This is a genomic window from Paraburkholderia dioscoreae (genome assembly GCF_902459535.1).
GTDB classification, from domain to species: domain Bacteria; phylum Pseudomonadota; class Gammaproteobacteria; order Burkholderiales; family Burkholderiaceae; genus Paraburkholderia; species Paraburkholderia dioscoreae.
Window position 1 is genome coordinate 350850 of sequence record NZ_LR699553.1, and the last position, 25832, is coordinate 376681.

At 62.5% G+C, this 25832-nt stretch carries 27 protein-coding genes and 1 pseudogene; 22 read left to right on the forward strand and 6 right to left on the reverse strand.

All coding sequences use genetic code 11. From position 1 onward, the window contains the following. Positions 1-27: 27 nt before the first annotated feature. From PDMSB3_RS01655 to ptsP, 6 genes are all read left to right on the forward strand, one after another. The gene (locus PDMSB3_RS01655) at positions 28-1530 is read left to right on the forward strand and encodes an ammonium transporter (RefSeq protein ID WP_007179476.1); all 1503 of its coding nucleotides are present in this window, start codon (positions 28-30) and stop codon (positions 1528-1530) included. Between the two features lie 236 nt (positions 1531-1766). Continuing rightward, positions 1767-3056, forward strand: coding sequence for a glutamate--cysteine ligase (gshA, locus tag PDMSB3_RS01660; RefSeq protein WP_007179475.1), 1290 nt, complete (start codon positions 1767-1769; stop codon positions 3054-3056). A gap of 101 nt (positions 3057-3157) precedes the next feature. After that, on the forward strand, positions 3158-4114 hold the full coding sequence (gene gshB, locus PDMSB3_RS01665) for a glutathione synthase (protein ID WP_007179474.1): 957 nt from the start codon (positions 3158-3160) through the stop codon (positions 4112-4114). A gap of 353 nt (positions 4115-4467) precedes the next feature. Beyond that, on the forward strand, positions 4468-4998 hold the full coding sequence (locus PDMSB3_RS01670; RefSeq protein WP_007179473.1) for a PTS sugar transporter subunit IIA: 531 nt from the start codon (positions 4468-4470) through the stop codon (positions 4996-4998). Positions 4999-5093: 95 nt separating this feature from the next. Next, positions 5094-5363, forward strand: a complete 270-nt coding sequence (locus tag PDMSB3_RS01675; RefSeq protein ID WP_007179472.1) for an HPr family phosphocarrier protein — start codon at positions 5094-5096, stop codon at positions 5361-5363. 313 nt (positions 5364-5676) lie between these two features. Then, the gene (ptsP, locus tag PDMSB3_RS01680) at positions 5677-7425 is read left to right on the forward strand and encodes a phosphoenolpyruvate--protein phosphotransferase (RefSeq protein WP_007179471.1); all 1749 of its coding nucleotides are present in this window, start codon (positions 5677-5679) and stop codon (positions 7423-7425) included. A gap of 85 nt (positions 7426-7510) precedes the next feature. Here the strand turns inward: ptsP and PDMSB3_RS01685 are convergent, their stop codons facing one another. The 3 genes from PDMSB3_RS01685 to gpmA all read right to left on the reverse strand — a co-directional run bounded on the left by PDMSB3_RS01685 (position 7511) and on the right by gpmA (position 11091). Continuing rightward, positions 7511-8269 (reverse strand): HesA/MoeB/ThiF family protein, encoded by a 759-nt coding sequence (locus tag PDMSB3_RS01685; protein ID WP_035518417.1) that lies wholly within the window; start codon positions 8267-8269, stop codon positions 7511-7513. A gap of 189 nt (positions 8270-8458) precedes the next feature. Next, the gene (locus PDMSB3_RS01690; RefSeq protein ID WP_165184362.1) at positions 8459-10039 is read right to left on the reverse strand and encodes a S41 family peptidase; all 1581 of its coding nucleotides are present in this window, start codon (positions 10037-10039) and stop codon (positions 8459-8461) included. Between the two features lie 305 nt (positions 10040-10344). Then, the gene (gene gpmA, locus PDMSB3_RS01695; protein ID WP_007179468.1) at positions 10345-11091 is read right to left on the reverse strand and encodes a 2,3-diphosphoglycerate-dependent phosphoglycerate mutase; all 747 of its coding nucleotides are present in this window, start codon (positions 11089-11091) and stop codon (positions 10345-10347) included. 137 nt (positions 11092-11228) lie between these two features. Here gpmA and PDMSB3_RS01700 point away from each other — a divergent pair, with 137 nt between their 5' ends. The 5 genes and pseudogenes from PDMSB3_RS01700 to PDMSB3_RS01720 form a co-directional block, all read left to right on the forward strand. Continuing rightward, positions 11229-11654: a rhodanese-like domain-containing protein gene (locus PDMSB3_RS01700; protein WP_007179467.1), complete on the forward strand. Its 426-nt coding sequence runs from the start codon at positions 11229-11231 to the stop codon at positions 11652-11654. Next, entirely contained in the window at positions 11651-11914 is a 264-nt protein-coding gene (gene grxC / locus PDMSB3_RS01705; RefSeq protein ID WP_007179466.1) for a glutaredoxin 3, read from the forward strand. Before PDMSB3_RS01700 ends, grxC begins: the two co-directional genes overlap by 4 nt. 150 nt (positions 11915-12064) lie before the next feature. Beyond that, positions 12065-12535 (forward strand): protein-export chaperone SecB, encoded by a 471-nt coding sequence (gene secB / locus PDMSB3_RS01710; RefSeq protein WP_165184364.1) that lies wholly within the window; start codon positions 12065-12067, stop codon positions 12533-12535. A 22-nt stretch (positions 12536-12557) separates the two neighbouring features. Then, positions 12558-13559, forward strand: coding sequence for an NAD(P)H-dependent glycerol-3-phosphate dehydrogenase (locus PDMSB3_RS01715; RefSeq protein WP_165184367.1), 1002 nt, complete (start codon positions 12558-12560; stop codon positions 13557-13559). A 116-nt stretch (positions 13560-13675) separates the two neighbouring features. Further along, positions 13676-14206 (forward strand): annotated as a pseudogene (locus tag PDMSB3_RS01720) (O-acetyl-ADP-ribose deacetylase); the annotation flags it as partial. Here PDMSB3_RS01720 and trmL read toward each other — a convergent pair. Together trmL and PDMSB3_RS01730 are read right to left on the reverse strand one after the other, a co-directional pair. Then, the gene (trmL, locus tag PDMSB3_RS01725; RefSeq protein WP_007179462.1) at positions 14179-14649 is read right to left on the reverse strand and encodes a tRNA (uridine(34)/cytosine(34)/5-carboxymethylaminomethyluridine(34)-2'-O)-methyltransferase TrmL; all 471 of its coding nucleotides are present in this window, start codon (positions 14647-14649) and stop codon (positions 14179-14181) included. The pseudogene PDMSB3_RS01720 and the gene trmL sit on opposite strands and share 28 nt — an antisense overlap. Positions 14650-14667: 18 nt before the next feature. Continuing rightward, entirely contained in the window at positions 14668-15453 is a 786-nt protein-coding gene (locus PDMSB3_RS01730; RefSeq protein ID WP_165184372.1) for a ComF family protein, read from the reverse strand. 84 nt (positions 15454-15537) lie between these two features. Between PDMSB3_RS01730 and PDMSB3_RS01735 the strand changes: the two genes are divergently transcribed. The 8 genes from PDMSB3_RS01735 to PDMSB3_RS01765 all read left to right on the forward strand — a co-directional run bounded on the left by PDMSB3_RS01735 (position 15538) and on the right by PDMSB3_RS01765 (position 22760). Next, the gene (locus PDMSB3_RS01735; protein ID WP_165184374.1) at positions 15538-16503 is read left to right on the forward strand and encodes a methyltransferase domain-containing protein; all 966 of its coding nucleotides are present in this window, start codon (positions 15538-15540) and stop codon (positions 16501-16503) included. Between the two features lie 303 nt (positions 16504-16806). Next, entirely contained in the window at positions 16807-17280 is a 474-nt protein-coding gene (locus tag PDMSB3_RS01740) for a DUF2244 domain-containing protein (RefSeq protein ID WP_007179459.1), read from the forward strand. Positions 17281-17345: 65 nt separating this feature from the next. Further along, the gene (gene coxB / locus PDMSB3_RS01745) at positions 17346-18962 is read left to right on the forward strand and encodes a cytochrome c oxidase subunit II (protein WP_007179458.1); all 1617 of its coding nucleotides are present in this window, start codon (positions 17346-17348) and stop codon (positions 18960-18962) included. Between the two features lie 44 nt (positions 18963-19006). Further along, positions 19007-20620, forward strand: a complete 1614-nt coding sequence (ctaD, locus tag PDMSB3_RS01750; RefSeq protein ID WP_007179457.1) for a cytochrome c oxidase subunit I — start codon at positions 19007-19009, stop codon at positions 20618-20620. Positions 20621-20734: 114 nt separating this feature from the next. After that, positions 20735-20869, forward strand: a complete 135-nt coding sequence (locus PDMSB3_RS37730) for a cytochrome oxidase small assembly protein (protein WP_007179456.1) — start codon at positions 20735-20737, stop codon at positions 20867-20869. 42 nt (positions 20870-20911) lie between these two features. Continuing rightward, positions 20912-21526, forward strand: a complete 615-nt coding sequence (locus PDMSB3_RS01755; RefSeq protein WP_007179455.1) for a cytochrome c oxidase assembly protein — start codon at positions 20912-20914, stop codon at positions 21524-21526. Between the two features lie 35 nt (positions 21527-21561). Next, positions 21562-21771, forward strand: a complete 210-nt coding sequence (locus PDMSB3_RS01760) for a DUF2970 domain-containing protein (RefSeq protein WP_007179454.1) — start codon at positions 21562-21564, stop codon at positions 21769-21771. Between the two features lie 131 nt (positions 21772-21902). Then, positions 21903-22760 (forward strand): cytochrome c oxidase subunit 3, encoded by an 858-nt coding sequence (locus PDMSB3_RS01765; protein ID WP_007179453.1) that lies wholly within the window; start codon positions 21903-21905, stop codon positions 22758-22760. A gap of 165 nt (positions 22761-22925) precedes the next feature. On the opposite strand, the gene PDMSB3_RS01770 is transcribed toward PDMSB3_RS01765, so the two are convergent. Continuing rightward, positions 22926-23135, reverse strand: a complete 210-nt coding sequence (locus PDMSB3_RS01770) for a twin transmembrane helix small protein (protein WP_007179452.1) — start codon at positions 23133-23135, stop codon at positions 22926-22928. A gap of 111 nt (positions 23136-23246) precedes the next feature. Between PDMSB3_RS01770 and PDMSB3_RS01775 the strand changes: the two genes are divergently transcribed. From PDMSB3_RS01775 to PDMSB3_RS01785, 3 genes are all read left to right on the forward strand, one after another. After that, positions 23247-23963, forward strand: a complete 717-nt coding sequence (locus PDMSB3_RS01775) for an SURF1 family protein (RefSeq protein ID WP_165184376.1) — start codon at positions 23247-23249, stop codon at positions 23961-23963. Between the two features lie 69 nt (positions 23964-24032). Next, positions 24033-24695 (forward strand): SCO family protein, encoded by a 663-nt coding sequence (locus PDMSB3_RS01780; protein ID WP_007179450.1) that lies wholly within the window; start codon positions 24033-24035, stop codon positions 24693-24695. A gap of 22 nt (positions 24696-24717) precedes the next feature. Beyond that, entirely contained in the window at positions 24718-25827 is a 1110-nt protein-coding gene (locus PDMSB3_RS01785) for a COX15/CtaA family protein (RefSeq protein ID WP_007179449.1), read from the forward strand. The last annotated feature ends 5 nt before the right edge of the window (positions 25828-25832 follow it).

Here is a 25832-nt window from a genome sequence, read left to right on the forward strand (position 1 = left end):
ACAGATAGCGATAAGAGGAAACGAAAGATGCGCAAATTATTGATGTCCTTGCTGATGGCCGGTTCGCTGCTCGCGGGCGGTATCGGCGCTGCTCTCGCGGACGACGCGTCCGCTCCCGCAGCCGCCTCGGCTCCCGATGCGACGGCGAGCGCCCCGGCACCGGACGCTTCGGCAGCGCCCGCCGCCGCCGCCGCTTCGGCACCGGCCGCCGATGCATCCGCCGCACCGGCTGCCAGCGCGGCCGCCGCCGCACCTGCTGCATCGGACGCCGCGCCGGCCGCTCCGGCCGCGCCGTTCTCCGTTGATTCGTCGAAGATCAATTCCGGCGATACTGCCTGGATGCTGACTTCCACGGCGCTCGTGCTGTTCATGACGATCCCGGGTCTGGCACTGTTCTACGGCGGCATGGTCCGCAAGAAGAACGTGCTCGCGATCCTGATGCAAAGCTTCGCGATCACCTGCGTGGTGACGATCGTCTGGATCGTGATCGGCTACAGCCTCGCCTTCACGCCGGGCAGTTCGTTCATCGGCGGCTTCTCGCGCGTCTTCATGGCGGGCATGAACTACATCAAGGGCGACAAGGCCACGACGTTGACCGTCAGTCATCTGGCCCCGACGATCCCGGAAACGGTCTACTGCGTCTATCAAATGACGTTCGCGATCATCACCCCGGCACTGATCACGGGCGCGTTTGCCGACCGTATGAAGTTCTCGGCGATGCTGGTGTTCATGACGCTGTGGTCGATCATCGTTTACTCGCCGATCGCACACATGGTCTGGGAACCGACCGGCTGGCTGGCTAGCGCGGGCATCCTCGACTTCGCGGGCGGCACGGTGGTGCACATCAACGCCGGTATTGCGGCGCTGGTCTGCGCGCTGGTCCTCGGCAAGCGTATCGGCTACGGCAAGGAGGCGATGGCGCCGCACAACCTGACGCTCACGCTGATCGGTGGCGCCATGCTGTGGGTAGGCTGGTTCGGCTTCAACGCGGGTTCGGCAGTGGCGGCTGACGGCCGTGCCGGTTTCGCGATGTTCGCAACGCAAGTGGCAACTGCCGCAGCCGCACTGGCCTGGATGTTCGCTGAATGGGCCGCCAAGGGCAAGCCGTCGGTGCTCGGTATCGTTTCGGGTGCGGTGGCAGGTCTGGTGGCGATCACGCCGGCTTCGGGCTTCGTCGGTACGCTCGGCTCGCTGGTGATCGGTATCGTGGCAGGCGTGGTCTGCTTCTGGTCGGCAACGTGGCTCAAGCACAAGCTCGGTTACGACGATTCGCTCGACGCGTTCGGCGTGCACTGCATCGGCGGTATCGTGGGCGCGCTCCTGACCGGCGTGTTCGCGGTCAAGGACATTGGCGGCGCGGACGGCAGCGTCATCCTGCAAGCCAAGGGCGTGCTGACGACGCTGATCTACAGCGGCGTGGTGAGCTACATCCTGCTGAAGATCATCGACATGGTGATGGGCATCCGCGTGACGGAAGAACAGGAACGCGAAGGTCTGGACGTAAGCCTGCACGGCGAACACGTCGAATAAGCAACGTACCGCGAGCCCGCGCTCCCGGGCTCGTCGGATCAGAAATAAGCGCAGCGACTTTGGCCCGCCTTCATGGCGGGCTTTTTTCTTGCGCGCTATCTTGTAAACAGCAGTTTTCCCCGCCTATCATGGCGATAGCGAGAATGCATTCGCATCCGCTTGCGAATGGAGAAACCGTCCCCAAATGGACAAAGCATTTGCTCTACAATCTTTTTTCTCCAGTCTGCGAGTGATCAATGGTTCCGCACCTAGTTACGGCGTTAAACGGCCCGCTGCTCGATCTTGAGCGGAAGATCCTCGACGCCACGCCCGCCATCGAACGCTGGTTCCGGCTCGAATGGCAGGAGCACACGCCGCCGTTCTACTGTTCTGTCGATCTGCGCAACGCGGGCTTCAAGCTCGCGCCGGTCGACACCAATCTGTTTCCCGGCGCATTCAACAATCTGCCGCAGGAAGTGTTGCCGCTCGCCGTGCAGGCCGCGATGGCCTCGATCGAGAAGATCTGCCCCGACGCCAAGAACCTGCTGGTGATTCCCGAGCGCCACACGCGCAACGCGTTTTACCTGGAGAATGTCGCCCGTCTGGCCGCGATCATGCGCCAGGCCGGCCTGAACGTGCGGTTCGGCACGCTCGACGAAAACATCAACGGGCCGGTCACGATCGCACTTTCCGACGGCCAGAAACTCGTGCTCGAGCCGCTCGAACGTTCGCCGCGGCGCCTTGGTCTGAAGAATTTCGACCCGTGCTCGATTCTGCTGAACAACGATCTGTCAGCCGGTATCCCGCCCATACTCGAAAATCTGCACGAGCAGTATTTACTGCCGCCGCTGCACGCCGGCTGGGCCGTTCGGCGCAAATCCACGCATTTTTCCTGCTATGACGACGTCGCGAAGAAGTTCGCGAAAATGGTTGAGATCGATCCGTGGATGATCAATCCATACTTCGCGCATGTTGAGGGCGTCGATTTCCAGGAACGCACGGGCGAAGAAGCGCTGGCAGACGCAATCGACGGCGTGCTGAAGAAGATCGCCAAGAAGTATCGCGAGTACGGCATCTCCGAAAAACCGTATGTCGTCATCAAGTCGGATGCGGGCACCTATGGCATGGGTGTGATGACCGTGCACGACGCGTCGGAAGTCGCCGCGCTCACCAAGCGCGAGCGCGCCAAGATGGCGGCGACCAAAGACGGCCTGGAAGTGCACGACGTGATCGTGCAGGAAGGGGTGTACACCTTCGAGCGCATTGGCGAGGAAGTGGCCGAGCCGGTGGTGTACATGATCGACCGTTACGTGGTGGGCGGCTTCTACCGCGTACACGGCAGCCGCGAGCGCGATCAGAATCTGAACGCGCCGGGCATGCACTTCGTGCCGCTCGGCTTCGAGCATACGGCGCTGCCCGACGCGCACGCCAAACCCGGCGCAGCGCCGCCGAACCGCTTCTACATGTACGGCGTGGTGGCGCGGCTCGGGCTGCTGGCCGCATCGGTCGAACTGGAAAAGACCGATCCGGAAGCGATTCAGGTCTAAGCCCCCTGGGTGGCCGATGGCGGCATGCGTGCCGCCATCGCCATTTTCAACGACTATATTTACGATCAATGCCAAGCCCATCAGGGCGCACCGGGACCTTCATGGACATTCTTTTCATCGCCGATCCGCTCACGCAATTCAAGATCTACAAAGACTCGACCTACGCGATGATGGCCGAGGCGGCGCGCCGGGCTCACGTGGTGTACACGTGCGAGCCAAAGCATCTTGCGTGGACGGGCGGCGAGGTCGAGGCGAACGTGCAGCGCGTTGAGATCGTCGGCGACGGTGCCGATCTGCATCGCGACCTCTGGTACAACGCCGAAGCGGCCACACCGCGCTCGCTCAAGAGCTTCAGCGCGGTGGTGATGCGCAAAGACCCGCCGTTCGACATGGAATATGTCACGTCGACATGGCTGCTGGAAATGGCGGAACGCGCCGGCGCGCGCATTTTCAACAAGCCGCAGGCGATTCGCGACCACTCGGAAAAGCTCGCTATTGGCGAATTCGCGCAGTTCGTCACGCCTACGCTCGTCACGCGCGACGCGACCCGCTTGCGCGCCTTTCACGAAGAACACGGCGACGTGATCCTGAAGCCGCTCGATGGCATGGGCGGCATGGGCGTGTTCCGCGTGAAGGCAGACGGCATGAACCTCGGTTCGATCATCGAAATGCTGAGCCACGACGGCGCGCGTTCGGTGATGGCGCAGAAATTCATTCCCGAGATCAAGGAGGGCGACAAACGCATTCTGCTGATCGGCGGCGAAGCCGTGCCGTATTCGCTCGCGCGTATTCCTCAGGGTAATGAAGTGCGCGGCAATCTCGCGGCCGGCGGCCTCGGCGTGGCGCGTCCGCTGACGGAGCATGACCGCAAGATCGCCGGTACGCTGGCGCCGGTACTCGCCGCGCGCGGTTTGCTGCTGGTCGGACTGGACGCGATCGGCGACTGGCTGACCGAAGTGAACGTGACGAGTCCGACATGTTTCCGCGAGATCATGGATCAAACCGGCTTCGACGTCGCCGCCATGTTCATCGACGCGCTGGAGCGCGCGGCGGATTGATGATGCGGGCCGATATGTGCTCTTGAATGGCTGCCGTGATCCCCAAACTATGTATTAAATCCGCATCGGGCAGCACAGCGGCTTTGGCGTGAAAATGAGCCTGATACAATGCCGCTCTCGCGCGCCAAGCCGGATAGGGGACACCTGTCGGGTGTCATGACGAGGGATTGCAGGCTGATCGCGGGCTATGAGGGCGCAGATTTTTGTTTGCGCGGGCACGATCCCCGCGCGCGGCAGATCGCTCGTCGAATCATGCGTTCCGGCCCTCATGGCCTACGGCCGGCCGAGGGTGCTGACGAACCGGGCCTGGTCCCGGTCCGCGGTTGGGGCCGTTCTTTTGCAGTAAGGCTGACATGGCAGGCATTCTGATCATTGCGCACGCTCCGTTCGCCACCGCGTTGCGCGATTGCATTTCGCACATCTATGGTGGCTTGCCGGCTCGCATCGGCGTAATCGACGTTTCGCCGGATTGCGATCCCGCACAGCAGGTTGCGTTCGCGCACGCCGAGATCGAGCGTCTCAAGGAAGAAAACGGCGCGCTCGTGCTCACGGATATGTTTGGCGCCACGCCGGCGAATATCGCCGGCCGGCTCGCTTCGGTGCCGAATGTGCGCGTGCTGTGCGGCGTCAACCTGCCGATGCTGGTGCGCGCGGTCTGTTATCGCGCCACACCGCTCGACACGCTGGTCGACAAGGCGCTCGCCGGCGCTACCAAGGGCGTGCATGCAATCGGACCGGCCACGCCGGCTCCCGTCGCGCCCACGGCGGAGTCCGGCGACTGTCTGCCCGCACTGCCGCCCGACGCGGCGTCTGGCGGCGACTGTTTACCGGCCTTGCCGGCCGATGCCGACCTGACGCAGAAAGCCGACTCAGCCGGTCTGTAAGCAGATCGGCCGGTTGCCCTGGATTTCACACGCATTGCCACAGGTTTGCAGATTCACCTTTCACAACAACACTTACCCGCGCTTCGGACCATCACATGCTGCAACAGGAAACGACTATCGTGAACAAGCTGGGGCTGCACGCGCGCGCGTCGGCCAAGTTGACGCAACTCGCGGGCAACTATCAGGCGGAAATCTGGATGAGCCGTAACGGCCGCCGTATCAATGCCAAGAGCATCATGGGCGTGATGATGCTGGCTGCGGGTATCGGCAGCACGGTGCTGATCGAAACGGAAGGTGCGGACGAAAAAGAAGCGATGGACGCATTGCTGAAACTGATTGCCGATAAATTTGGCGAGGGTCAGTAAGTCAGCGCGTCCGCATTGCGATGAGCGCAAACGCCGCGGCTGTCCGCGGCGTTTTTTTTAGCGCGCGACAATGGGCAGACGAAAGCGGTAGACGAAGCGTGCGAGGGCGCGCGCGTCGACGTTTGCAGGCTGGGTTCGCGTTGCGGCAACGCAAGTCAGATGAAGGCGCGTTGCCTGGCCGCTTACGGTAATTCGTGCTGCGCTGCACACAGCCCCAGCGTACCTGCGAGGGGCGCGGAATTTATAATGGCGCAGAGTGTCTGAGAGCATTGCAGCGGTTTGCCGCGGCATCACACAACTAGAGGAGGTGCGCGTGTCCTTCACGCTGCATGGAATTCCCGTGTCACGCGGTATCGCCATCGGGCGGGCTTATCTGATCGCCCCGGCTGCACTTGACGTAGACCACTATCTGATTGAACCGGCCCAGATCGAAGGCGAGGTCGAGCGCTTTCGCGCGGCCCAGCAACACGTGCATCGCGAGCTCGACGCGTTGCGCGCCGATCTCGCCGCAGACGCACCGAGCGAGATGGGCGCGTTCATCAACGTCCACTCAATGATCCTGAACGACGCGATGCTCGTGCAGGAAACCATCGACCTGATCCGCACGCGCCGCTATAACGTCGAGTGGGCGCTGACCGAACAGCTCGAACGCCTGTCGCGCCATTTCGACGATATCGAAGACGAGTACCTGCGCGAGCGCAAAGCCGACATCGAACAGGTAGTGGAGCGCGTGCTGAAGGCGCTCGCCGGCGCTTCGGTGGCGCTGGCGGATGGCGTGCACGGCGCTTGCGACGAGATGATCGTGGTCGCGCATGACATCGCACCGGCCGACATGATGCAGTTCAAAACGCAAACGTTTCAGGGCTTCGTTACGGACCTCGGCGGCCGCACGTCGCATACGGCGATCGTCGCGCGCAGCCTGGGCATTCCGGCTGCGGTCGGCGTGCAGCACGCGAGCGCGTTGATTCGCCAGGACGACCTGATCATTGTCGACGGCGATCATGGCATTGTGATCGTCGACCCGGCGCCGATCGTGCTGGAGGAGTACTCGTACCGGCAGAGCGAGAAAGCGCTCGAGCAGCGCAAGTTGCAGCGGCTGAAGTTTTCGCCCACTCAAACGCTGTGCGGCACGCGTATCGAGTTGTGCGCGAACATCGAGTTGCCGGAAGACGCGCGCGCGGCGCTCGACGCGGGGGCGATGGGTGTCGGCCTGTTCCGCTCCGAGTTCCTGTTCATGAATCACAAGGACCGTTTGCCGGAAGAGGAGGAGCAGTTCGCCGCCTACCGTCGCGCGGTCGAATTGATGAACGGCCTGCCGGTCACGATCCGCACGATCGACGTGGGCGCCGACAAGCCGCTCGATTCGATGGGCGGGGGCGACGGTTATGAAACCACCGCGAACCCGGCCTTGGGTCTGAGAGCGATTCGCTGGAGTCTCTCCGAGCCGCAGATGTTCCTCACGCAGTTGCGCGCAATACTGCGCGCGTCGGCGTTCGGTACCGTGAAGATTCTGATTCCGATGCTCGCGCATGCGCAGGAGATCGACCAGACGCTCGATCTGATTCGCGAAGCCAAGCGTCAGCTCGACGACGCAGGCATCGCCTACGATCCGAACGTGCAGGTGGGCGCGATGATCGAGATTCCGGCCGCCGCCATTGCATTGCCGTTGTTCCTGAAGCGGCTCGATTTTCTGTCGATCGGCACCAACGATCTGATCCAGTACACGCTTGCGATCGATCGCGCGGACAACGCAGTCGCGCATCTATATGACCCGCTGCATCCCGCGGTGCTGCATCTGATCGCGTTCACGCTGCGCGAAGCGAAACGGGCGGGCGTGCCGGTGTCGGTATGCGGCGAGATGGCCGGGGATCCAGCGTTGACGCGTCTGTTGCTCGGCATGGGTCTCACCGAGTTCTCGATGCATCCGAGCCAACTGCTGCTGGTGAAGCAGGAAGTGCTGCGCGCGCATCTGAAGACGCTGGAAAAGCCGGTGGCCGATGTGTTGGCTTCGTTCGAACCGGAAGAAGTGCAGGCCGCATTGAAGCGAGTGACGCTGGCGTGAGTTGCCGGATTCACGTCTTCGAATGAGAAACGCCGCCTCACGGGCGGCGTTTCTCATTCAGCCTTGTCAGCCTCGATGCGGGAAATCAAACCGGGTGTGTCCGCCCGCACACCGGGCAATCCGGCTGACGTGCGATGCGCATGGTGTTCCATTCCATGCGCAGCGAATCGAGCATCATCAGGCGGCCAAGCAAGGGCGTGCCGATTTGGCCGATCACCTTGAGCGCTTCAGCGGCCTGCATCGAACCCACGATGCCGACTGTCGGTGCGAACACGCCCATGGTCGAACACGCGACTTCCTCGAATGGCTGGTCTTCGGGGAACACGCACGCATAGCAGGGTGACGCATCGTCGCGGAAATCGAAGGTGCTGATCTGGCCGTCGAAGCGCAACGCCGCACCCGATACGAGCGGTACACGATGCTTCACGCACGCGCGGTTGATCGCGTGGCGCGTCGCGAAGTTATCGGTGCAGTCGAGCACGACCGTGGCATGCGGTACTTGCGCGTCGAGCCACGCGTCGTCGACGCGCTCGGCTACCGCGTTCACCACGACCTCGGGATTGATTCGCGCGATCGCCTCGCGCCCGGACTCCACCTTCTTGCGTCCGACGGATGCGCTCACGTGCAGGATCTGCCGTTGCAGATTGGTCAGATCGACCGTATCGGCATCGACCAGCGTCAAGCGGCCTACGCCCGCCGCGGCCAGGTACATCGCAGCGGGCGAACCCAGACCGCCTGCGCCGACGATGATCGCGTGAGCGTCGATAAAACGTTGCTGCGCCTCGATGCCGATTTCGTCGACGAGGATGTGGCGGGAATAGCGAAGGAGTTGATCGTCGTTCATGGCGGGGCGCGTGAGTGTGCGCGCGATGAGATGCAGGTCCGATGGGCCTGCCATGCGCAGTTTCGTTATTTTAATCGCGCAGGGAGCCGGTGTTCTTGCTGCTACCGGGTATTGCAGTTGGTACGGCCGCGGCTGTCAGAACGTGCCTTCGCAGCATGTTCCGCTGCGAAGGCACGTTGGGCCCAATACTTATTTGCTCTGCGTAGCAGGCGCCGAGGCCGGACCCGATGCACCGGGCACCGGCTGCGTGGGCTTGACCGCGACCGGCGCGGATGCCGACGCCGGCGGCTTGTTCTGCGCGAGACGACGCTCGGTCAGCGACTTCGACTCCTGCACCGGCTTGCCTTCCAGCTTGTTCAGAGCCTGTTGCAGCATGAAGTCGTCGGCCGAACCGAATTCCACCGGTTTGCGCTCGCGATCCTTCTGACGCTGTTCCGGCGTCTTCTTGTCGTTTTGCTCTTCAAGCTGGCGCAACTGGTCCATGCGTTCCTGTTCGCGCTGTTCCGCTTCCTTCTTCTCGTTCGGATCCTGCGTGTTCGCAAGGTGATTCGAGTAGTCGACTTCGCGGGTGACGAGCGCGTCGTCCGGATCGCCTTCGGCGTATTGATCGACCGCGATGTCAGGACGGATACCCTTGTTCTGGATCGAACGGCCGCTCGGCGTGTAGTAGTACGCCGTGGTCAGACGCAGCGCGGTGTCTGCCGTCATGGGGCGCACGGTCTGCACCGAACCTTTGCCGAAGGTGGTCTTGCCGACGATCAGCGCACGATGCTGATCCTGCAGCGCGCCCGCGACGATTTCCGACGCCGACGCGGAGTACGCGTTGGTCAGCACGATCATCGGCACGGTCTTGAAGATCGGCGCTTCGTCCTTCAGCGGATCGCTGTCGAAGGATTGCAGGCGGTAGTTGTCGTAAGTGTCGCGATAGACCTGCTTCGAATCCGGAATCTGGCCGTTGGTGGACACCACCACCGAATTCGGCGGCAGGAACGCGCCGGCTACGCCGACCGCGCTTTGCAGCAGACCGCCGCCGTTATTGCGCAGGTCGAGCACGAGACCCTTCAGGTTCGGCTGCTGACGCGCGATGTCCTGCAGCTTCGCGGCCAGATCAGGCGTGGTGCGTTCCTGGAAGCTGGTGATGCGCACATACGCGTAACCCGGCGCGAGAATCTTCATCTTGACCGACTGGACCTTGATGATCGCGCGCGTCACGGTGAGCGGGAAGGTGCGGTCGTCGGTCTTGCGGAAGATGGTGAGCGTGACCTTGGTGCCCGGGTCGCCGCGCATCTGCTTGACCGCCTGGTCGAGCGTCATGCCGCGCACGGGTTTGTCGTTGATGCGCGTGATCAGGTCGCCCGGACGGATGCCGGCGCGGAACGCGGGCGTGTCTTCGATCGGCGAAATTACTTTGATCAGGCCGTCTTCCGACGAGATCTCGATGCCGAGACCGGCGAAGCGACCCTTGGTCTGCTCCTGCAGTTCCTCGTAATCGGTCTTGTCGAGATAAGACGAGTGCGGGTCGAGGCTCGACACCATGCCCTTGATGGCAGCGGTGAGAAGCTTTTTGTCGTCGACCGGTTCGACGTATTCATGCTTGATTTGCCCGAACACTTCGGCAAACAGCCGGAGCTGATCCAGCGGCAGCGGTGCAACGGCGCTGGAGGCGGCGCTAGCCGGTTGCTGCGCCGAAGCGGAAAGTTGCAGCGTGGCAAATGCACCGGTAGCAAGGCCCGCGGCAATCAGGCCGATATTTTTCAGGTTCTTTCGCATAGAGTCTGTTGCGGTCGGAAGCGCGTGGCAGCGTCGATAGAGATGGGGACGGACAAGTATAACTGCACACCCGCCAAGTCAGGGTGGAGCGCAGGCAATCGTGATTCGACAGCACGGGCCGGGCCTGGTTCGTGAGATTAGGCCCGCGACGCTGAAGTAATGTGCCGTAACAGCTTGATCGCGGCCGGAAAGAAGGCGCGCGTGAATGACGCGAGCCGCGCCAACCGGTATGTCTTGCCGGTCGGCGCGGCTGTTCGCCGCCATTCGCTTCGTTTCTGACGGCAACATGGCGGCGAGATGGCAAATCAGCCTGCTTTGCCCTGCTTGGCGACTGCGGCTTGCGCCCTGGCGATCGCTTCCTGGTCGCCGAGATAGTAGTGCTTGATTGGTCGCAGGTTTTCGTCGAGTTCATAGACAAGCGGCACGCCGTTCGGAATATTCAGACCGACGATGTCGTTGTCCGAAACATTGTCGAGGTATTTCACGAGGGCGCGGATCGAATTGCCGTGGGCGGCGATCAGAACCTGGCGGCCCGACTTGATGGCCGGCGCAATCGACTCGTTCCACAGGGGCAGAACGCGCGCGACCGTGTCCTTCAGGCATTCGGTGAGCGGCAACTGTTCGCGCGGCACCTTGGCGTAGCGCGGATCGTTGTAGGGCGCGCGCTCGTCCGTCGGCTCGAGAGCGGGCGGCGGCGTGTCGTAGCTGCGGCGCCAGACCAGCACCTGTTCGTCGCCGAATCTGGCGGCCGTTTCAGCCTTGTTCAGGCCCGACAGCGCGCCGTAGTGCCGTTCGTTCAGACGCCACGAATGCACCACCGGCAGGTACATCAGATCCATCTTGTCCTGCACGTGCCACAAGGTGCGGATCGCGCGCTTGAGCACCGACGTGTAGGCGATGTCGAACGTGTAGCCCGAATCCTTCAGCAGCACGCCCGCTTGCTGCGCCTCGTTGTTGCCCTGTTCGGTGAGGTCGACGTCGACCCAGCCCGTGAAGCGGTTTTCCTTGTTCCACGTCGATTCGCCGTGGCGTATGAGAACGAGTTTGTACATGAGATTGCCGGTCGGTAGTGAGGAAGCGGTAAAGCGCTGCGGGGATTCTCCGGGGGAGCGCCGCCATCGCGTCAGACGGTTATTTTATAATGGCTGGATTGCCCTTTTCGATTTCTCTCTTTTTCGGCGGATCTTCCGTGAAGTTTTTCACTGATTACACAAACCTTGTACTGATCGCGATCGTCCTCATCTCCGGTGGGTTGCTGCTGTGGCCGACGATCAGCCGGCGCGGCCGCGGCGGCCTGTCGGCCGCCGAAGCCACTCAACTGATCAACCGGCGCAATGCTGCGGTGATCGACCTGCGTCCGTCCGCCGACTTCGCCAGCGGGCATTTGCCCGCGGCGCGGCACCTTGAATTTGCGGAGTTGCAGGCGAAGGTCGCGCAACTCGTGAAGAACAAGAGCAACCCGGTGCTGCTGGTATGCCAGACCGGCCAGCAGTCGAACAAGGCAGCGCGTATCGTGCAGGATGCAGGGTATGCGGAAGTCCATGTTCTCGAAGGCGGTGTCGACGCCTGGCAGAAAGCCGGCATGCCGGTTGTGAAACAAGGAGCAGTCAAGTGAACAAAGTGATCATGTACAGCACCCAGGTGTGCCCGTATTGCCAGATGGCCGAACGTCTTTTAAAGTCGCGCGGCGTCGAGCACGTTGAAAAGGTACTGATCGACAAAGACCCGGCCCGCCGTGAAGAAATGATGACCCGGACCGGTCGCCGCACGGTGCCGCAAGTGTTCATCGGCGAGACGCATGTCGGCGGGTACGATGACCTTTCTGCGCTCGATCGCGCGGGCGGTCTGATGCCGCTGCTCGAAGCAACCGCCTGAATTCGCACGCCCACGGGCGTGTGACAAGGGCGGCTGAACACCAAGCCGGCGCGGCCTTGCCTCATCAGGGCGGCGGCGTGCCGCAACGATCTGGCGACCCATGCGAGCATGGGCCGCCGCTATGCATATCTATCAGGGAATCACTTCATCATGTCCGACGAGAATAACCAGCCGTTCTTCAACATCCAGCGTATCTATCTGAAGGACATGTCGCTCGAGCAGCCGAACTCGCCGGGCATCTTCCTCGAGCAGGAAATGCCCTCGGTCGAAGTCGAAGTCGACGTGAAGGCCGAGCGCCTCGCCGACACCGTGTTCGAAATCCTCGTCACGGGCACGGTCACCGCCAAGGTGTCGGACAAGGTTGCGTTCCTGATCGAAGCCAAGCAAGCCGGTATTTTCGATATCCGCAACATTCCCGCTGAGCAGATCGACCCGCTGGTCGGCATTGCCTGCCCGACCATTCTGTTCCCGTACCTGCGCTCGAATATCGCCGACGCGATCACCCGCGCCGGTTTCCCGCCGATCCATCTCGCCGAAATCAACTTCCAGGCGCTGTACGAGCAACGCCTCGCGCAGATGGGCGGCCAGGACAGCGCGGCGCAAAACGGCGTCACGCACTAACGTGTCGCGAGCTGTGTCGGCTATGAAGGTTGCAGTCCTTGGCGCCGGCGCATGGGGCACCGCGCTCGCCGGCCATCTGGCCGTACGGCACGACACGGTGTTGTGGGCGCGCCAGCCCGCGCTCATTGCCGATCTCCGCACTTCGCACGAAAACGCCCGCTATCTGGCGGGCGTTGCCTTGCCGCCGGCGCTTCGCTATGAAACGGATCTGAACGCGGCGCTCGACCACGCGCTCGCCGACGACGCGTTATGCGTCGTGGCAACGCCCGTGGCCGGACTGCGCGGCCTGTTTCGGGCCATGCGCGACGCGGGCAAAGTCCCGGCGCATGTGGTATGGCTGTGCAAAGGTTTTGAAGCCGATTCGCAGTTGATGCCGCATCAGGTGGTCGCGGCCGAACTGCCGGAGCACGGCAGCAACGGCGTGCTGTCCGGTCCGAGTTTCGCGCGTGAAGTCGGGCAGGGCTTGCCGGTCGCGTTGACCATTGCCAGTGCTTCGGCCGCGTGCCGCGAGCGCACGGTCGCAGCGTTCCATCACGGCGCCATGCGCATCTACACCGGCGACGACGTCGTCGGCGTGGAAGTGGGCGGCGCGGTGAAAAACGTGCTCGCCATTGCAACGGGTATCGCCGATGGACTCGGGCTCGGTCTGAACGCACGTGCGGCATTGATCACGCGCGGCCTCGCTGAAATGTCGCGTCTCGGCGTGACGCTCGGCGGACGTGCGGAAACGTTCACTGGGCTGACCGGCCTGGGCGATCTGATCCTGACCGCCACCGGCGATCTGTCGCGCAATCGCACAGTCGGCCTGCAACTCGCCGCGGGCCGCACGCTGGACGATATTCTCGGCGGCCTCGGTCACGTGGCCGAAGGCGTGCGTTGCGCGCAGGCGGTCCTTGCGATTGCCCGCGCTCATGCCATCGAGATGCCTATCACGCAGGCGGTCTGTGCCGTTCTATTCGACGGCGTGGCTCCGCGCGACGCCGTCAGCGCCCTGCTGCGGCGCGACTCCAAAGCTGAAAGATAAGCCTTGTCTTTCAGCCGTTTGGCGCGCAAAAGCGCTGAACGGCTGCCCGCTATCGCTGTCCACGTTTTTATCGACGCTACGGATCAGCGAGGTTCCCATGCTCTCGTTTCAATCGTTGCACGCTCGAAGCACGCGTGGTCGACATCACCAAACTTGCCGTGGATGCGATCGTCAATGCCGCGAATACGTCGTTATTGGGCGGAGGCGGCGTGGACGGCGCAATTCATCGCGCGGCCGGCAAGGAGTTGACCCACGAGTGCGAGGCGCTCGGCGGCTGCGCGACCGGCGACGCGAAGCTGACAGGCGGCTACCGCTTGCCGGCCAGACACGTGATTCACGCGGTCGGTCCGCGCTGGCGGGGCGGCGCGCATGGCGAGGCCGATTTACTGGCGTCCTGCTATCAGCGTTCGCTCGAGGTGGCGCGCGAGGCGCAGTGCAGGAGCATTGCGTTCCCCGCGATCAGTTGCGGCATTTACCATTTTCCCGCCGACGAGGCCGTGCGAATTGCGCTCAGTGCGGTGCTCGCCACCTTGCCGCGCACGCCGCAGATCGAACAGGTGGTGTTCGCCTGTTTCGACGATGCCATGCTCACGCGCTACGAGGCTGAATTGAAGCGCCGTCAGGCGCCGCCTTCAAAGCCGGTCTGACGCCAGGCTTCGAACACCACGACAGCGACGGTATTCGATAGGTTCAGGCTGCGGTTGCCTGGACGCATGGGCAGGCGCACGCGCTGTTCGCTGGCGAACTGGTCGAGCACCAGGTCGGGCAGGCCGCGCGTTTCGGCGCCGAACACGAACCAGTCGCCGGATTGAAACGCGCGCTCGTGAAAACGGCCCGAGCCGCGCGTAGTGAAGGCGAACATGCGCGCCGGGTCCGGCGATTCTTTGGCGATGAATGCCGGCCAGTCGGCATGCACGTTCATTTGCGCGTACTCGTGATAGTCGAGGCCGGCGCGGCGCATTCTGGCGTCGTCGAGCGGAAAGCCGAGCGGTTCGATCAGATGCAACCGGGCGCCGGTATTGGCGCACAGGCGGATCACGTTGCCGGTGTTCGGCGGGATTTCCGGTTCTACGAGAACGACATTGAACATGGTGAGCTCAGGTTGAGACTAGTTTTTCGGCGTGCGCAGCGCGACGAAGTTGGTGACCCGCCGCGCACCGGCGGCCTTGAGCGTGCGTGCCAACGCTTCGAGCGTCGCGCCGGTCGTCATCACATCGTCGACAATGCCGACGTGCAGGCCTTGCACGGATCCCGCAACCTTGAAGGCGCGGCCAACGTTCAGACGGCGGGCGTCGAGATCGAGGCGCGACTGCGGCGCGGTGTGAATCACCCGATGCAGCAAGGTGGCGTCGCTGCGCACGTGTAGCGCGCGAGCCAATGGCCTCGCGATCTGCCATGCCTGGTTATAGCCGCGCTCGATGAGGCGTTTTCTGGCAAGCGGCACGGGCGCTATCGCATCGGGCCATTCGGCAAGCTCCAGCCAGGAGTCCTGTGCAAGACGCGCAAGGCGTCGCCCGAACTCGTGCGCCAACATCAGGCGGGCGCGGAATTTCAGGCCGACCGCCAAGGTGTCGAGCGGCGCCCGGTAGTCGGCAAGGGCGAAGGTGGCGTCGAACGGCGGCGGCTCGCTGGCGCAATCTGCGCACCGGTACTGCGTGCGGGCCGCCCATCGCGTGACGGATAACGGCACCGCGCAGACGGTGCATCGCAACCGTCCTTCATTCCAGTAGGCCGCGTCGCAACCGGCGCAAATTGTCGTATGCGACAAATTGCCGCATAACGCGCACAGATTCGGCAGCGCAGCCTGTGCGACGCGCGGCCATGCGGAATGCACGGTGCGCGCAAAACGCGCGAACCGGCTGCCGGAAAACGACGAAATGGACCGGAATGGCATGACTGGACTGTCCGCGAAGGCCTTCCACGCTGAATGGAGGGAAACGAACGAGTATACTTCGGGCTCTACGCCAGTACGACACTCATGTCCCCAACTCCCGCTCAATCAAGCCGTCCGGCCTATGATTCCCAGCGCCTCCGGCGGATCTTCGACCGCCGCGCAGCGACCTTCGGGGACGTCGCGTTCCTGCCGCGCGAAATCGCGCAGCGCATGCGCGAGCGTCTCGACTACATCAAGGTCACGCCGTCGAGCGTGCTCGACGCTGGCTGTGGCATGGGCGAAGACATTCCCGCTTTGCGCGAGCGCTTTCCCGAGGCGCCGGTGTTCGGCTCCGACCTGTCGCACGGCATGCTCGCGCGCGCGCTGCAGCACGATTCCGGCGACACGAGCTGGCGGCGCTTTCTGCCGGCCACGCTCGGCAAGGCGCTCGGCGCTCGCGGACCGCGCTTCGCGCAAGCCGACTTTTCGGCGCTGCCGTTCGCGGCCGGCGCTTTCGAATTCATCTGGTCCAATCTGGCGCTGCACTGGCATTCGCGGCCCGACCTCGTGTTTCCCGAGTGGCAGCGTGTGCTGAAGGTCAACGGCCTGCTAATGTTCAGCACGCTCGGTCCCGACTCGCTCAAGGAGCTGCGCGGCGCCTATGCCGAAGTCGAGGCCGCGCACGGGGTTGCCTCGCGCAAGCATGTGATCGACTTTGTCGACATGCATGACCTCGGCGATATGCTGGTCGAAAGTGGCTTCGAGATACCCGTGATGGACCAGGAAGTCTTGACCATTACCTATAAGTCTCCCGAATCGCTGCTCGCCGACGTGCGCCGCTGGGGCGCCTATCCGTTCGAGCGCGAAGCGTCGTCGGGCGCCGCCGCGCGCAGGCTGCACAAGGCTTTGCTGACGGCCCTCGAAGCCCGCCGGCGTGCCGACGGCACGATCGCGCTGACCTTCGAAGTGATCTACGGACACGCATGGAAAGCCGTGCCGCGCACCACGGCGGAAGGTCACGGGATCGTGCGGATCGAGGACATCGGGCGAGGTTCGGCAAGGAATCGTTGAGGAATCAACGAGGCGGTAAAGACGGCATCTGTTATGTCTGAAATTAGCGCTTCAAAAGACCCGCAAAAGGTGCGTCAAAACCGCGCGGAGGCTTGTCACGCCTGGCTTGTGGGCGAATCGGGGCTTGCTTGTGGATGCTATGGATCGCGCCTATAATGCGTCAGTTTGTCGCCCGGAGTTCCCACATTTGGGGCGGCAGGCCCGAGGCACAGGGCAGCAAGATAAGATGACGCGGCGGTGGTCGCGCGGCCAGAATAGCGGTCGCAAGCAATGACCGCGCGCGGCGATTCGCGGGAGGCAGCGATGGAAGCATCAGATCTGCTGGCGGATTCAGAACCAGTTCTCAAAGACTGGACGATGAAACGCAACTGTTCGATATCGCCGCGGCAGTTCGTATGTTTCTACGTGTCGCTTGCGTTTTTCTCGCTGGCAGTTGCTTTCATGCTGGTTCTGGTCGGCGCCTGGCTGGTGTTGCCGTTCACCGGTATCGAATTGCTGGCGGTAGGCATCGCGTTTGCCATATATGCGCGTCATGCTGTGGATTACGAGCGCATCCGGTTGTTTCAGAACCGGCTTGTCATCGAGCAGGTCAGTGCCGAGCAGCTCACGCAGTTCGAGTTCAATCCGCGCTGGGTGCGGATCGAGGCGGGCGCAACGCCGCGTGACCGGATCAAACTGGTCTCGCGCGGCCAGACGATCATGATCGGGCAACATCTCGCGCAGTATCGGCGCGCGCAGTTCGCAGGCGAATTGCGTATGTGGCTCACACGTTGTTAGACGTGTTGAGAGGCGCGGCGTTCACGGGGAGCGCGAGCAACCTGCCAGCGGGGTCGAGGGTTTGAATGGAAATTTTGGGTAAGGAAGCTATGAAAACAATCAAGCGAGCCCTCATGGGCGTGCTGGCGATGAGCGGACTGCTTTTCGCCGGTGCCGCCCTGGCAGTGGGCGATGTTCCGGGCGGCCCTGCCGTCAACGAGATCAATCTCCAGCCGCCTGCGACGAAAATCGCTGAGGAGCTCTTCAGCCTCCACATGTTGATGCTGGTGCTTTGCACGGTGATTTTCGTCGGCGTGTTCGCCGTGATGTTCTATTCGATCTTTGCCCACCGCAAATCGAAAGGCCATAAGGCTTCGAATTTCCACGAAAGCACTACCGTCGAAATCATCTGGACGATCGTGCCGTTCATCATCGTCGTCCTGATGGCGCTGCCCGCCACCAAGACCGTCGTCGCGATGAAGGACACCACTAATGCCGACGTCACCATCAAGGTCACCGGCTACCAGTGGAAATGGGGCTATGACTACGTGAAGGGCCCGGGCGAAGGCATCAGCTTCCTGTCCACGCTGGCCACGCCGCGTGCGGAAACCGACGGTCGCCAGCCGATCTCCACCACATACCTGCAGGAAGTCGACAATCCGCTTGTTGTCCCGGTCGACAAGAAAATCCGCATCATCACCACCGCGAACGACGTGGTCCACTCCTGGTACGTGCCGGCTTTCGGCGTGAAGCAGGACGCGATCCCGGGTTTCGTGCGCGATACGTGGTTCAAGGCTGAGAAGGTCGGCACGTTCCGCGGCTTCTGTACCGAACTGTGCGGCAAGGAACACGCGTTCATGCCGGTGGTGGTCGAAGTGCTGTCCGCCGACGACTACGCTCAGTGGGTCGACGCGCAGAAGAAGAAAATGGCCGCCGGCCAGGACGATCCGAACAAGACCTACACAATGGCCGAGTTGATGGAACGCGGCGGCAAGGTGTACGCGGCGAACTGCGCGGTCTGCCACCAGCCGACCGGCAAGGGCGCGGGCGCATTTCCGGCGCTCGACGGCAGCAAGATCGCCAACGGCGCGATTGCCGAGCACGTCAGCCTGGTGCTGAAGGGCAAGAACGCGATGCCTTCGTGGGCGCCTACGCTGAACGACGTCGAAATCGCCTCGGTCATCACGTACGAACGTAATTCGTGGGGCAACCACACCGGCGACATTCTCCAGCCGAAGCAGGTTGCGGACGCGCGTAACGGCAAGCTGCCCGAAGGCGGCAACCATCTGGCCGATGCTGGCGCAGCAGCGAGCGGCGCCGGGGCGGCTTCGGGCGCTTCGGGTGCGGAAACGGCAGCGGCCGGTTCGGACAGCGCGGCATCGCTGGCAACGCTTCCGGCCAGCATCTACTTCGACACCGGCAAGAGCACGCTGCCGGCCGACGCGAAAGCGGCAGTCGAGGCGGCTGCGGCCTACGCGAAGGCGCATCCGGACGCGAAATTCACGCTGTCGGGCTTCACCGACGCCAGCGGCTCCGCGGACCTCAACGCGAAACTCGCGAAGAGCCGTGCAGAAGCCGTGCGCGACGCTTTGAAAGCGGCCGGCATTGCCGAAGATCATATTATTTTGAAGAAGCCGGAAACGATCACGGGCGGCAGTGACGCGAAAGAAGCCCGGCGTGTTCAGATCAGCCCGGCTGCCTGACGTGTTCATGGTCAGCACCGCAGTATTCGCTTTAGGAGATTGTCATGTCTAGCATCGGACACGATGTAGTCGCGGGCCACGAGCACGTGCACGGCGACCATGCCCACGAAACGCCGCATGGCTGGCGCCGTTGGCTGTTCGCAACCAATCACAAGGACATCGGTACGCTGTACCTGATCTTCTCGTTCACCATGTTCCTCTCCGGGGGCGTGATGGCGCTGATGATCCGTGCCGAACTGTTCGAGCCGGGCTTGCAGATCATGCGTCCCGAGTTCTTCAACCAGTTGACCACCATGCACGGCCTGATTATGGTGTTCGGCGCGATCATGCCGGCTTTCGTCGGCTTCGCGAACTGGATGGTGCCGCTGCAGATCGGCGCATCGGACATGGCTTTCGCCCGCATGAACAACTTCAGTTTCTGGCTTCTGCCGGTGGCGGCTGTTCTGCTGGTCGGTTCGTTCTTCGCACCGGGCGGCGCGACCGCCGCGGGCTGGACGCTCTACGCGCCGCTGTCCACGCAAATGGGCCCGGGCATGGACTTCGCGATTTTCGCGGTCCACCTGATGGGCGCTTCGTCGATCATGGGCGGGATCAACATCGTCGTGACGATTCTGAACATGCGCGCACCCGGCCTCACGCTGATGAAGATGCCGATGTTCGTCTGGACGTGGCTGATCACCGCGTACCTGCTGATCGCCGTGATGCCGGTTCTGGCAGGCGCGATCACCATGGTGCTGTTCGACCGTCACTTCGGCACGTCGTTCTTCAACGCGGCAGGCGGCGGCGACCCGGTCATGTACCAGCACATCTTCTGGTTCTTCGGGCACCCCGAGGTGTACATCATGATCTTGCCGGCGTTCGGGATCGTCTCGCAGGTGATTCCGGCGTTCGCGCGCAAGCCGCTGTTCGGCTATAGCTCGATGGTGTACGCAACCTCGTCGATCGCGATTCTGTCGTTCATGGTCTGGGCTCACCATATGTTCGCCACCGGCATGCCGGTGACGGGCCAACTGTTCTTCATGTACGCCACCATGCTGATCGCCGTGCCGACGGGCGTGAAGGTGTTCAACTGGGTCGCGACGATGTGGCGCGGTTCGCTGAGCTTCGAAACGCCTATGCTGTTCGCGGTCGGCTTCCTGCTGGTGTTCACGTTCGGCGGCCTGTCCGGTCTGATGCTGGCTATGGCGCCGCTCGACATCCAGTATCACGGTACTTATTTCGTGGTGGCGCACTTCCACTATGTGCTGGTGGCGGGCTCGCTCTTCGCGCTGTTCGCCGGCTGGTATTACTGGGCGCCGAAGTGGACCGGCTGGATGTACAACGAAACGCGCGGCAAGATTCACTTCTGGGCCTCGATGTTCTTCTTCAACCTCGCGTTCCTGCCCATGCACTTCGTTGGCCTCGCAGGTATGCCGCGTCGTTACGCTGACTACCCGGCACAATTCACGGACTGGAACCAGGTCATCACGATCGGCGCATTCGGCTTCGGTCTGGCGCAGGTCTACTTCCTGTTCGCGGTTGCACTGCCGGCCTACCGTGGCGGCGGCGAACTCGAAAAGGCTGGCGACAAGCCGTGGGACGGCGCAACGGGCCTCGAATGGACCGTGCCGAGCCCGGCTCCGTTCCACACGTTCGAAAACCCGCCGACCGTCGAGTAATTGGCGTACGGTGGGGGTGCCGGCTCAGGTGGCGCAGCAGTTCGCCGCCGGAGTCGGCAGCCACGAAAGTGGTGGCGGCACCCGTAGTCACGAAACGTATTCAGAAAGTCGAGCATGGCGCGCAATCCTCAAGAAAGACGTACGCCCGAGCAGATTCGCGCGGGCAACCGGCGGATCGGTTTCGTGATGTTCGTGATCGCCGCGGTCTTTTTCGCGAGCGTCATCATTCATCAGAAGTGGTTCTCCTGACGGGGCGGTTCAAGTCTGTTTGCAGGTTTGTTGAGGATTGAGATGGCGACGCAACCACCGGCTCAGGCCGACCGTTCTTTTAACCGTTCGATGCTGATCAAGCTGTTCATCGTCGCCTTGATGATGTTTGGCTTCGGCTTCGCTCTGGTGCCGATGTACCGCGCGATCTGCCAGATCACGGGCATCAACAACCTTGTGCAGCGTGATGCTACGGCGCGCGAGGCGAAGAACACGCAGGTCGACATGAGCCGCACGATTTCGATCGAATTCGATGCGAACGCGCGCGGCCCGTTGGGGTTCAAGCCGGAGCAGCGCAGTCTCGACGTGCATCCGGGCGAAGTGACGACGGTGATGTACGAGGTGAGCAACGAACAGGCGCGCACGATTCAGGCGCAAGCCATTCCGAGCTACGCGCCGAAGCAGGCAACCGAGTACTTCAGGAAGATCGAGTGTTTTTGCTTTACGCAGCAGACCTTGACGGCGAATCAGACGAAGCGGATGCCGGTGGTGTTCGTGGTGGATCCGAAGCTGCCGAAGGACGTGAAAACGATCACGTTGTCGTACACGTTTTTTGAATTGAATACGCCAGTGGCAGCGACAGCCGGAAGCGCGGCGCCCACGGCAAACACGGCGGCTACCGCCGCCAATCCCGCCTGACGGCTCGCGCCGCCGACGAAGGAAGACGAAACAAGATGAGTGACAACGGCGGCAGCCCGCGCAGAAGCAGTTTTGGCCAGTCCATGCGCGCGGTGTTCTGGTCGTTTTTCGGGGTGCGCAGGCGCCGCGATCTGGAGGCGGACGCCACGCAACTGAACCCGTTGCACGTGATCGCGGCAGCGTTGATCTGCGCGGCAATTTTTATCGTGGTGCTGATTCTGATCGTACGAGCCGTAGTAGGCTGAATCACCTCGCGCACACGTAGAATCGGGCGAAGCAGCGCCCAGGAATTAGAGAGAAGCGGTGCGGTATCGACGCGCCGCCGAAGATACAGCCGGAGATTCCGGAACAACTGGACTGAAGTGGAGAATCAAGAATGAGCGGTCAAAACGAGAGCCCGTACTATTTCGTACCGCATCCGTCGCGGCATCCGATCAGCGCCGCTGCTGGGTTGCTGGTCATGCTCGGATCGCTTGCGGCCTGGATCAACGAACATGACTGGGCGCCGATCGGCGTTGTCGCCGGTTTGTTGTGGCTGCTCTTTACGTTGTGGCACTGGTTCGGCGACGCGATCGCCGAGTCGGAAGGCGGCATGTACGGCAAGAACGTCGACAAGTCGTACCGTTGGAGCATGAGCTGGTTTATCTTCTCCGAAGTGATGTTCTTCGGTGCGTTCTTCGGCGCGCTGTTCTATGCGCGTGAAATCGCGCTGCATCAATTGGGCAGCCTGGATTACAAACTGATCTGGCCGGACTTCTCGGCAGTGTGGCCGAACAACGGTCCGGCAGCGCTGGTCTCGACCTTCAAGTCGATGCAACCGTGGCCGGTGCCGACCATCAACACCGCGCTGCTGCTTTCCTCGGGCGCGACGCTGACGGTATCGCACCACGCGCTGCGTGAGAATCATCGCAAGAAGGCGATCATCTGGTTGGCCGCAACGCTCGTGCTCGGCGTTTGCTTCCTGTTCCTGCAAGGCTTTGAATACTTCCACGCCTATAACGAACTGAATCTGACGCTGTCGTCGGGCGTGTATGGTTCGACGTTCTTCCTGTTGACGGGCTTTCACGGCTTCCACGTGTTCCTCGGCGGCACGATGCTGGCAGTCGTGCTGGTGCGCATGATCCGCGGTCACTTCACGGCGGACCATCACTTCGCATTCGAAGGCGCGGCCTGGTATTGGCACTTTGTGGACGTCGTGTGGCTCGGGCTGTACGTCGTCGTGTACTGGCTGTAACGCAGTCTGGCCTGCGCCGACCGGCAACCCGGAGAATGTGCAGGCCAATCGCGCAACGTCCTTCGGGACGCGGCGCACGAGCAGTATGCAAGACTTATGCAGCGCCGCCCTCGACCCTGTCAGGGCGGCGTTTTGTTTGGCGGCGTGGAGAGGGTTCCGCCGGGCTCAGCGCCCGTAGGGAATACCGGTCGACTGAATCCAGCCCATCCAGTGAGCGAACAGGATGAACAGGAACAGCGAGATCGACAGGCCCACCCGCGTGGCGAGCGACCAGACCATCCGCTTGGTTTTGCCCTTGTCATGCATCATGAAGTACAGCGCCGACACCATGCTGGCGATGATCAGGACGAAGGCGATGGGAACGAGAATGTGCATGGAACCAGCTGTAATCAGGAAGCGCAGAGGCAAGACGTTTATTATCGCACCGCGCGCCGGCGTTTGCCGCACGTCCCCCGTAACGCCACGAGTGGCCCCGGAGCGTGCCCGATGAAGATTCGCCTCGTGCCCGCGCTGTTGATTCTGCTGGTGATCGTCGTGACGGTGCGGCTGGGTTTCTGGCAGCGCGACCGCGCGCATCAGAAGGAAGCGCTCGAAGCGCACATCACGCAGTTCGAGAACGCGCCCGCGCAGCCGGTGAGCGCCGCGCCGGTCGAACTGAAGGACATCGAGTTTCATCGCGTGAAGGCGCGCGGCAGTTTCGTCGCGGATAAAGTCGTCTACCTCGATAATCGCCCGTATAACGACCAGCCGGGCTTTTACGTCGTGATGCCTTTTAAACTGGCCGACGGCGGCTACGTGCTGGTCAATCGCGGCTGGCTGCCGCGCAACATGAACAATCGCGAGACCATCGCGCCGTACACAACGCCGCAAGGCGAAATCGAGATCGAGGGCATTGCACGGGCGGACGCGTCGCGCGCCTTCGAGTTGGGGCAGGGCGGTTCAGCCGAGCATCAACTGATCCGCCAGAATCTGGATACTGCCGCATACGCCTCGGAAACCGGCTTTCCGTTGCAATCTTTCGTGATTCAGCAATTGAGCGACGACGGCGACAAACTGGTGCGCGACTGGCCCGCACCCACCAACGGTGTCGAGCGTAACTATGGCTACATGTTCCAGTGGTGGGGCATGGCGGCCGCGGCGCTGGTCTTCGGCCTGTATGCCGCACGCCGCGCCGCGAAGAAAGAGCACGCGCAGGGCGTATAACGCAGCACATGCGGCTTCGCGGCCAGAGCTGGGCCGCGAAGCCGCGCAATCACTGAAAGAGGTCCAGAAGTGTCGACGCAATCTCCCCGTTCGCCGCAAGCCGGCAAACCCGCAGCACCCAAAGTCATGCCCGGCCAACCCAACGGCAAAGGCTCGTGGGAGCGCGGCCGATGGATTCTGCTGCTGCTCGCGATCATCTGCGCCGCGCCGATCGCCGTGTCGTATTTCACGTACTACGTGATCAAGCCGACAGGCGGTAGCACGAGCTACGGCACCCTGGTCGAACCGCAACGCCCGATTCCCGATTCGCTCGCGGTCACGGGCGAAGACGGCAAGCCCGTCAAGTTCGCCACGCTGCGCGGCCGCTGGCTGTTGATCTCGGTAGACAACAGCACATGCGACAAGGCATGCGTCACCAAGCTCTACTTCATGCGACAAATCCGCGCAGCTCAGGGCCCGGAACGCGAGCGCGTCGTGGAAGTGTGGTTACGCACCGATGCAGGCAACGTGGCAGACGTGATACAAAAGGCCTATCCCGACACCAACATGATGATCGCCGATCCGGCGCAGGTGTCGGCGTGGCTGCCTACGGAGAACGGCACGAAAATCACCGACCACATCTACATGGTCGATCCGAACGGCAATCTGATGATGCGTTTTCCGAAAGATCCGAACCCCAGCAAGATCAAGGGCGACGTGACCAAGCTGCTCAAATGGTCGAGTATCGGCTGATACCGCAACCTAGGTAAGAGAGATGTTCGTACTGCAACTGGCCCTGATCGGCTTGTGTATCGCGTTGTTGCCGTTGTCCTACGTGTGGGTCAAGGCCGACGACAACAAATTCCGCAAGCTGGTCTGGCTCACCACCTTCCTCACGCTCGATCTGGTGATGTTCGGCGGCTTCACGCGGCTCACCGATTCGGGGCTCGGCTGTCCGGACTGGCCAGGCTGTTACGGCACTTCGTCGCCGTTCATCGCGCACGCGGCGATCACGGCCGCGCATCAGGCCATGCCGACCGGACCGGTCAGCATGACGAAGGCCTGGATCGAAATGATCCACCGTTACTTCGCAATGGCGATCGGTGTGCTGATCATCGCGCAGACCGTCATCGCCTGGACGGCGCGCGTGAAGCGGCGTCCACTGCATGTGTCGCCGTGGTGGCCGACCTCGCTGTTGCTGCTGATTCTGGTGCAAGGCGCGTTCGGCGCCTGGACCGTGACGATGAAGTTGCAACCAGTCATCGTGACGACGCACTTGCTGCTCGGCCTCGCGCTGTTGGGCACGCTCGGCTGGCTGGCCGCGCGGCAGACACCGTTGCCTGCATACGAGCCCGAAGCCGCGCGCTGGCGCGCAGCCGCGCTCGCGGGTCTGGTGCTGCTGATCGCGCAAATTGCGCTGGGCGGCTGGGTCAGCACGAACTACGCGGTGCTCGCATGCACCGATTTCCCGACCTGCAATGGCCAATGGATTCCGCCGATGGACTTCGCACACGGCTTCCACCTGTGGCGCGCGCTCGGCATGACCGGCGACGGCGACGTGATCACCCAGGACGCGCTGGTGGCGATTCACTGGACGCACCGCACGTTCGCTATCGTCGTGGTCGCTTATCTGGTGTGGCTGGCGCTGAAGCTGCGCCGCTTCGAGTCGCTGCGGCGGCCGGCCAACGGCGTGCTGCTGGTGGTGCTGATCCAGTTCATCACAGGCCTGTCGAACATCGTTCTGCAATGGCCGTTGCCCATTGCGGTGGCGCATAACGGTGGGGCCGCGATCCTGCTGCTTCTGCTCGTTATGTTAAACTTTCGGATCGCTTATAGCCGTCCCGGCCGCGCCGTGTTCCCTGCGCGCGATGCCGCGCCAGCGTGACTCCA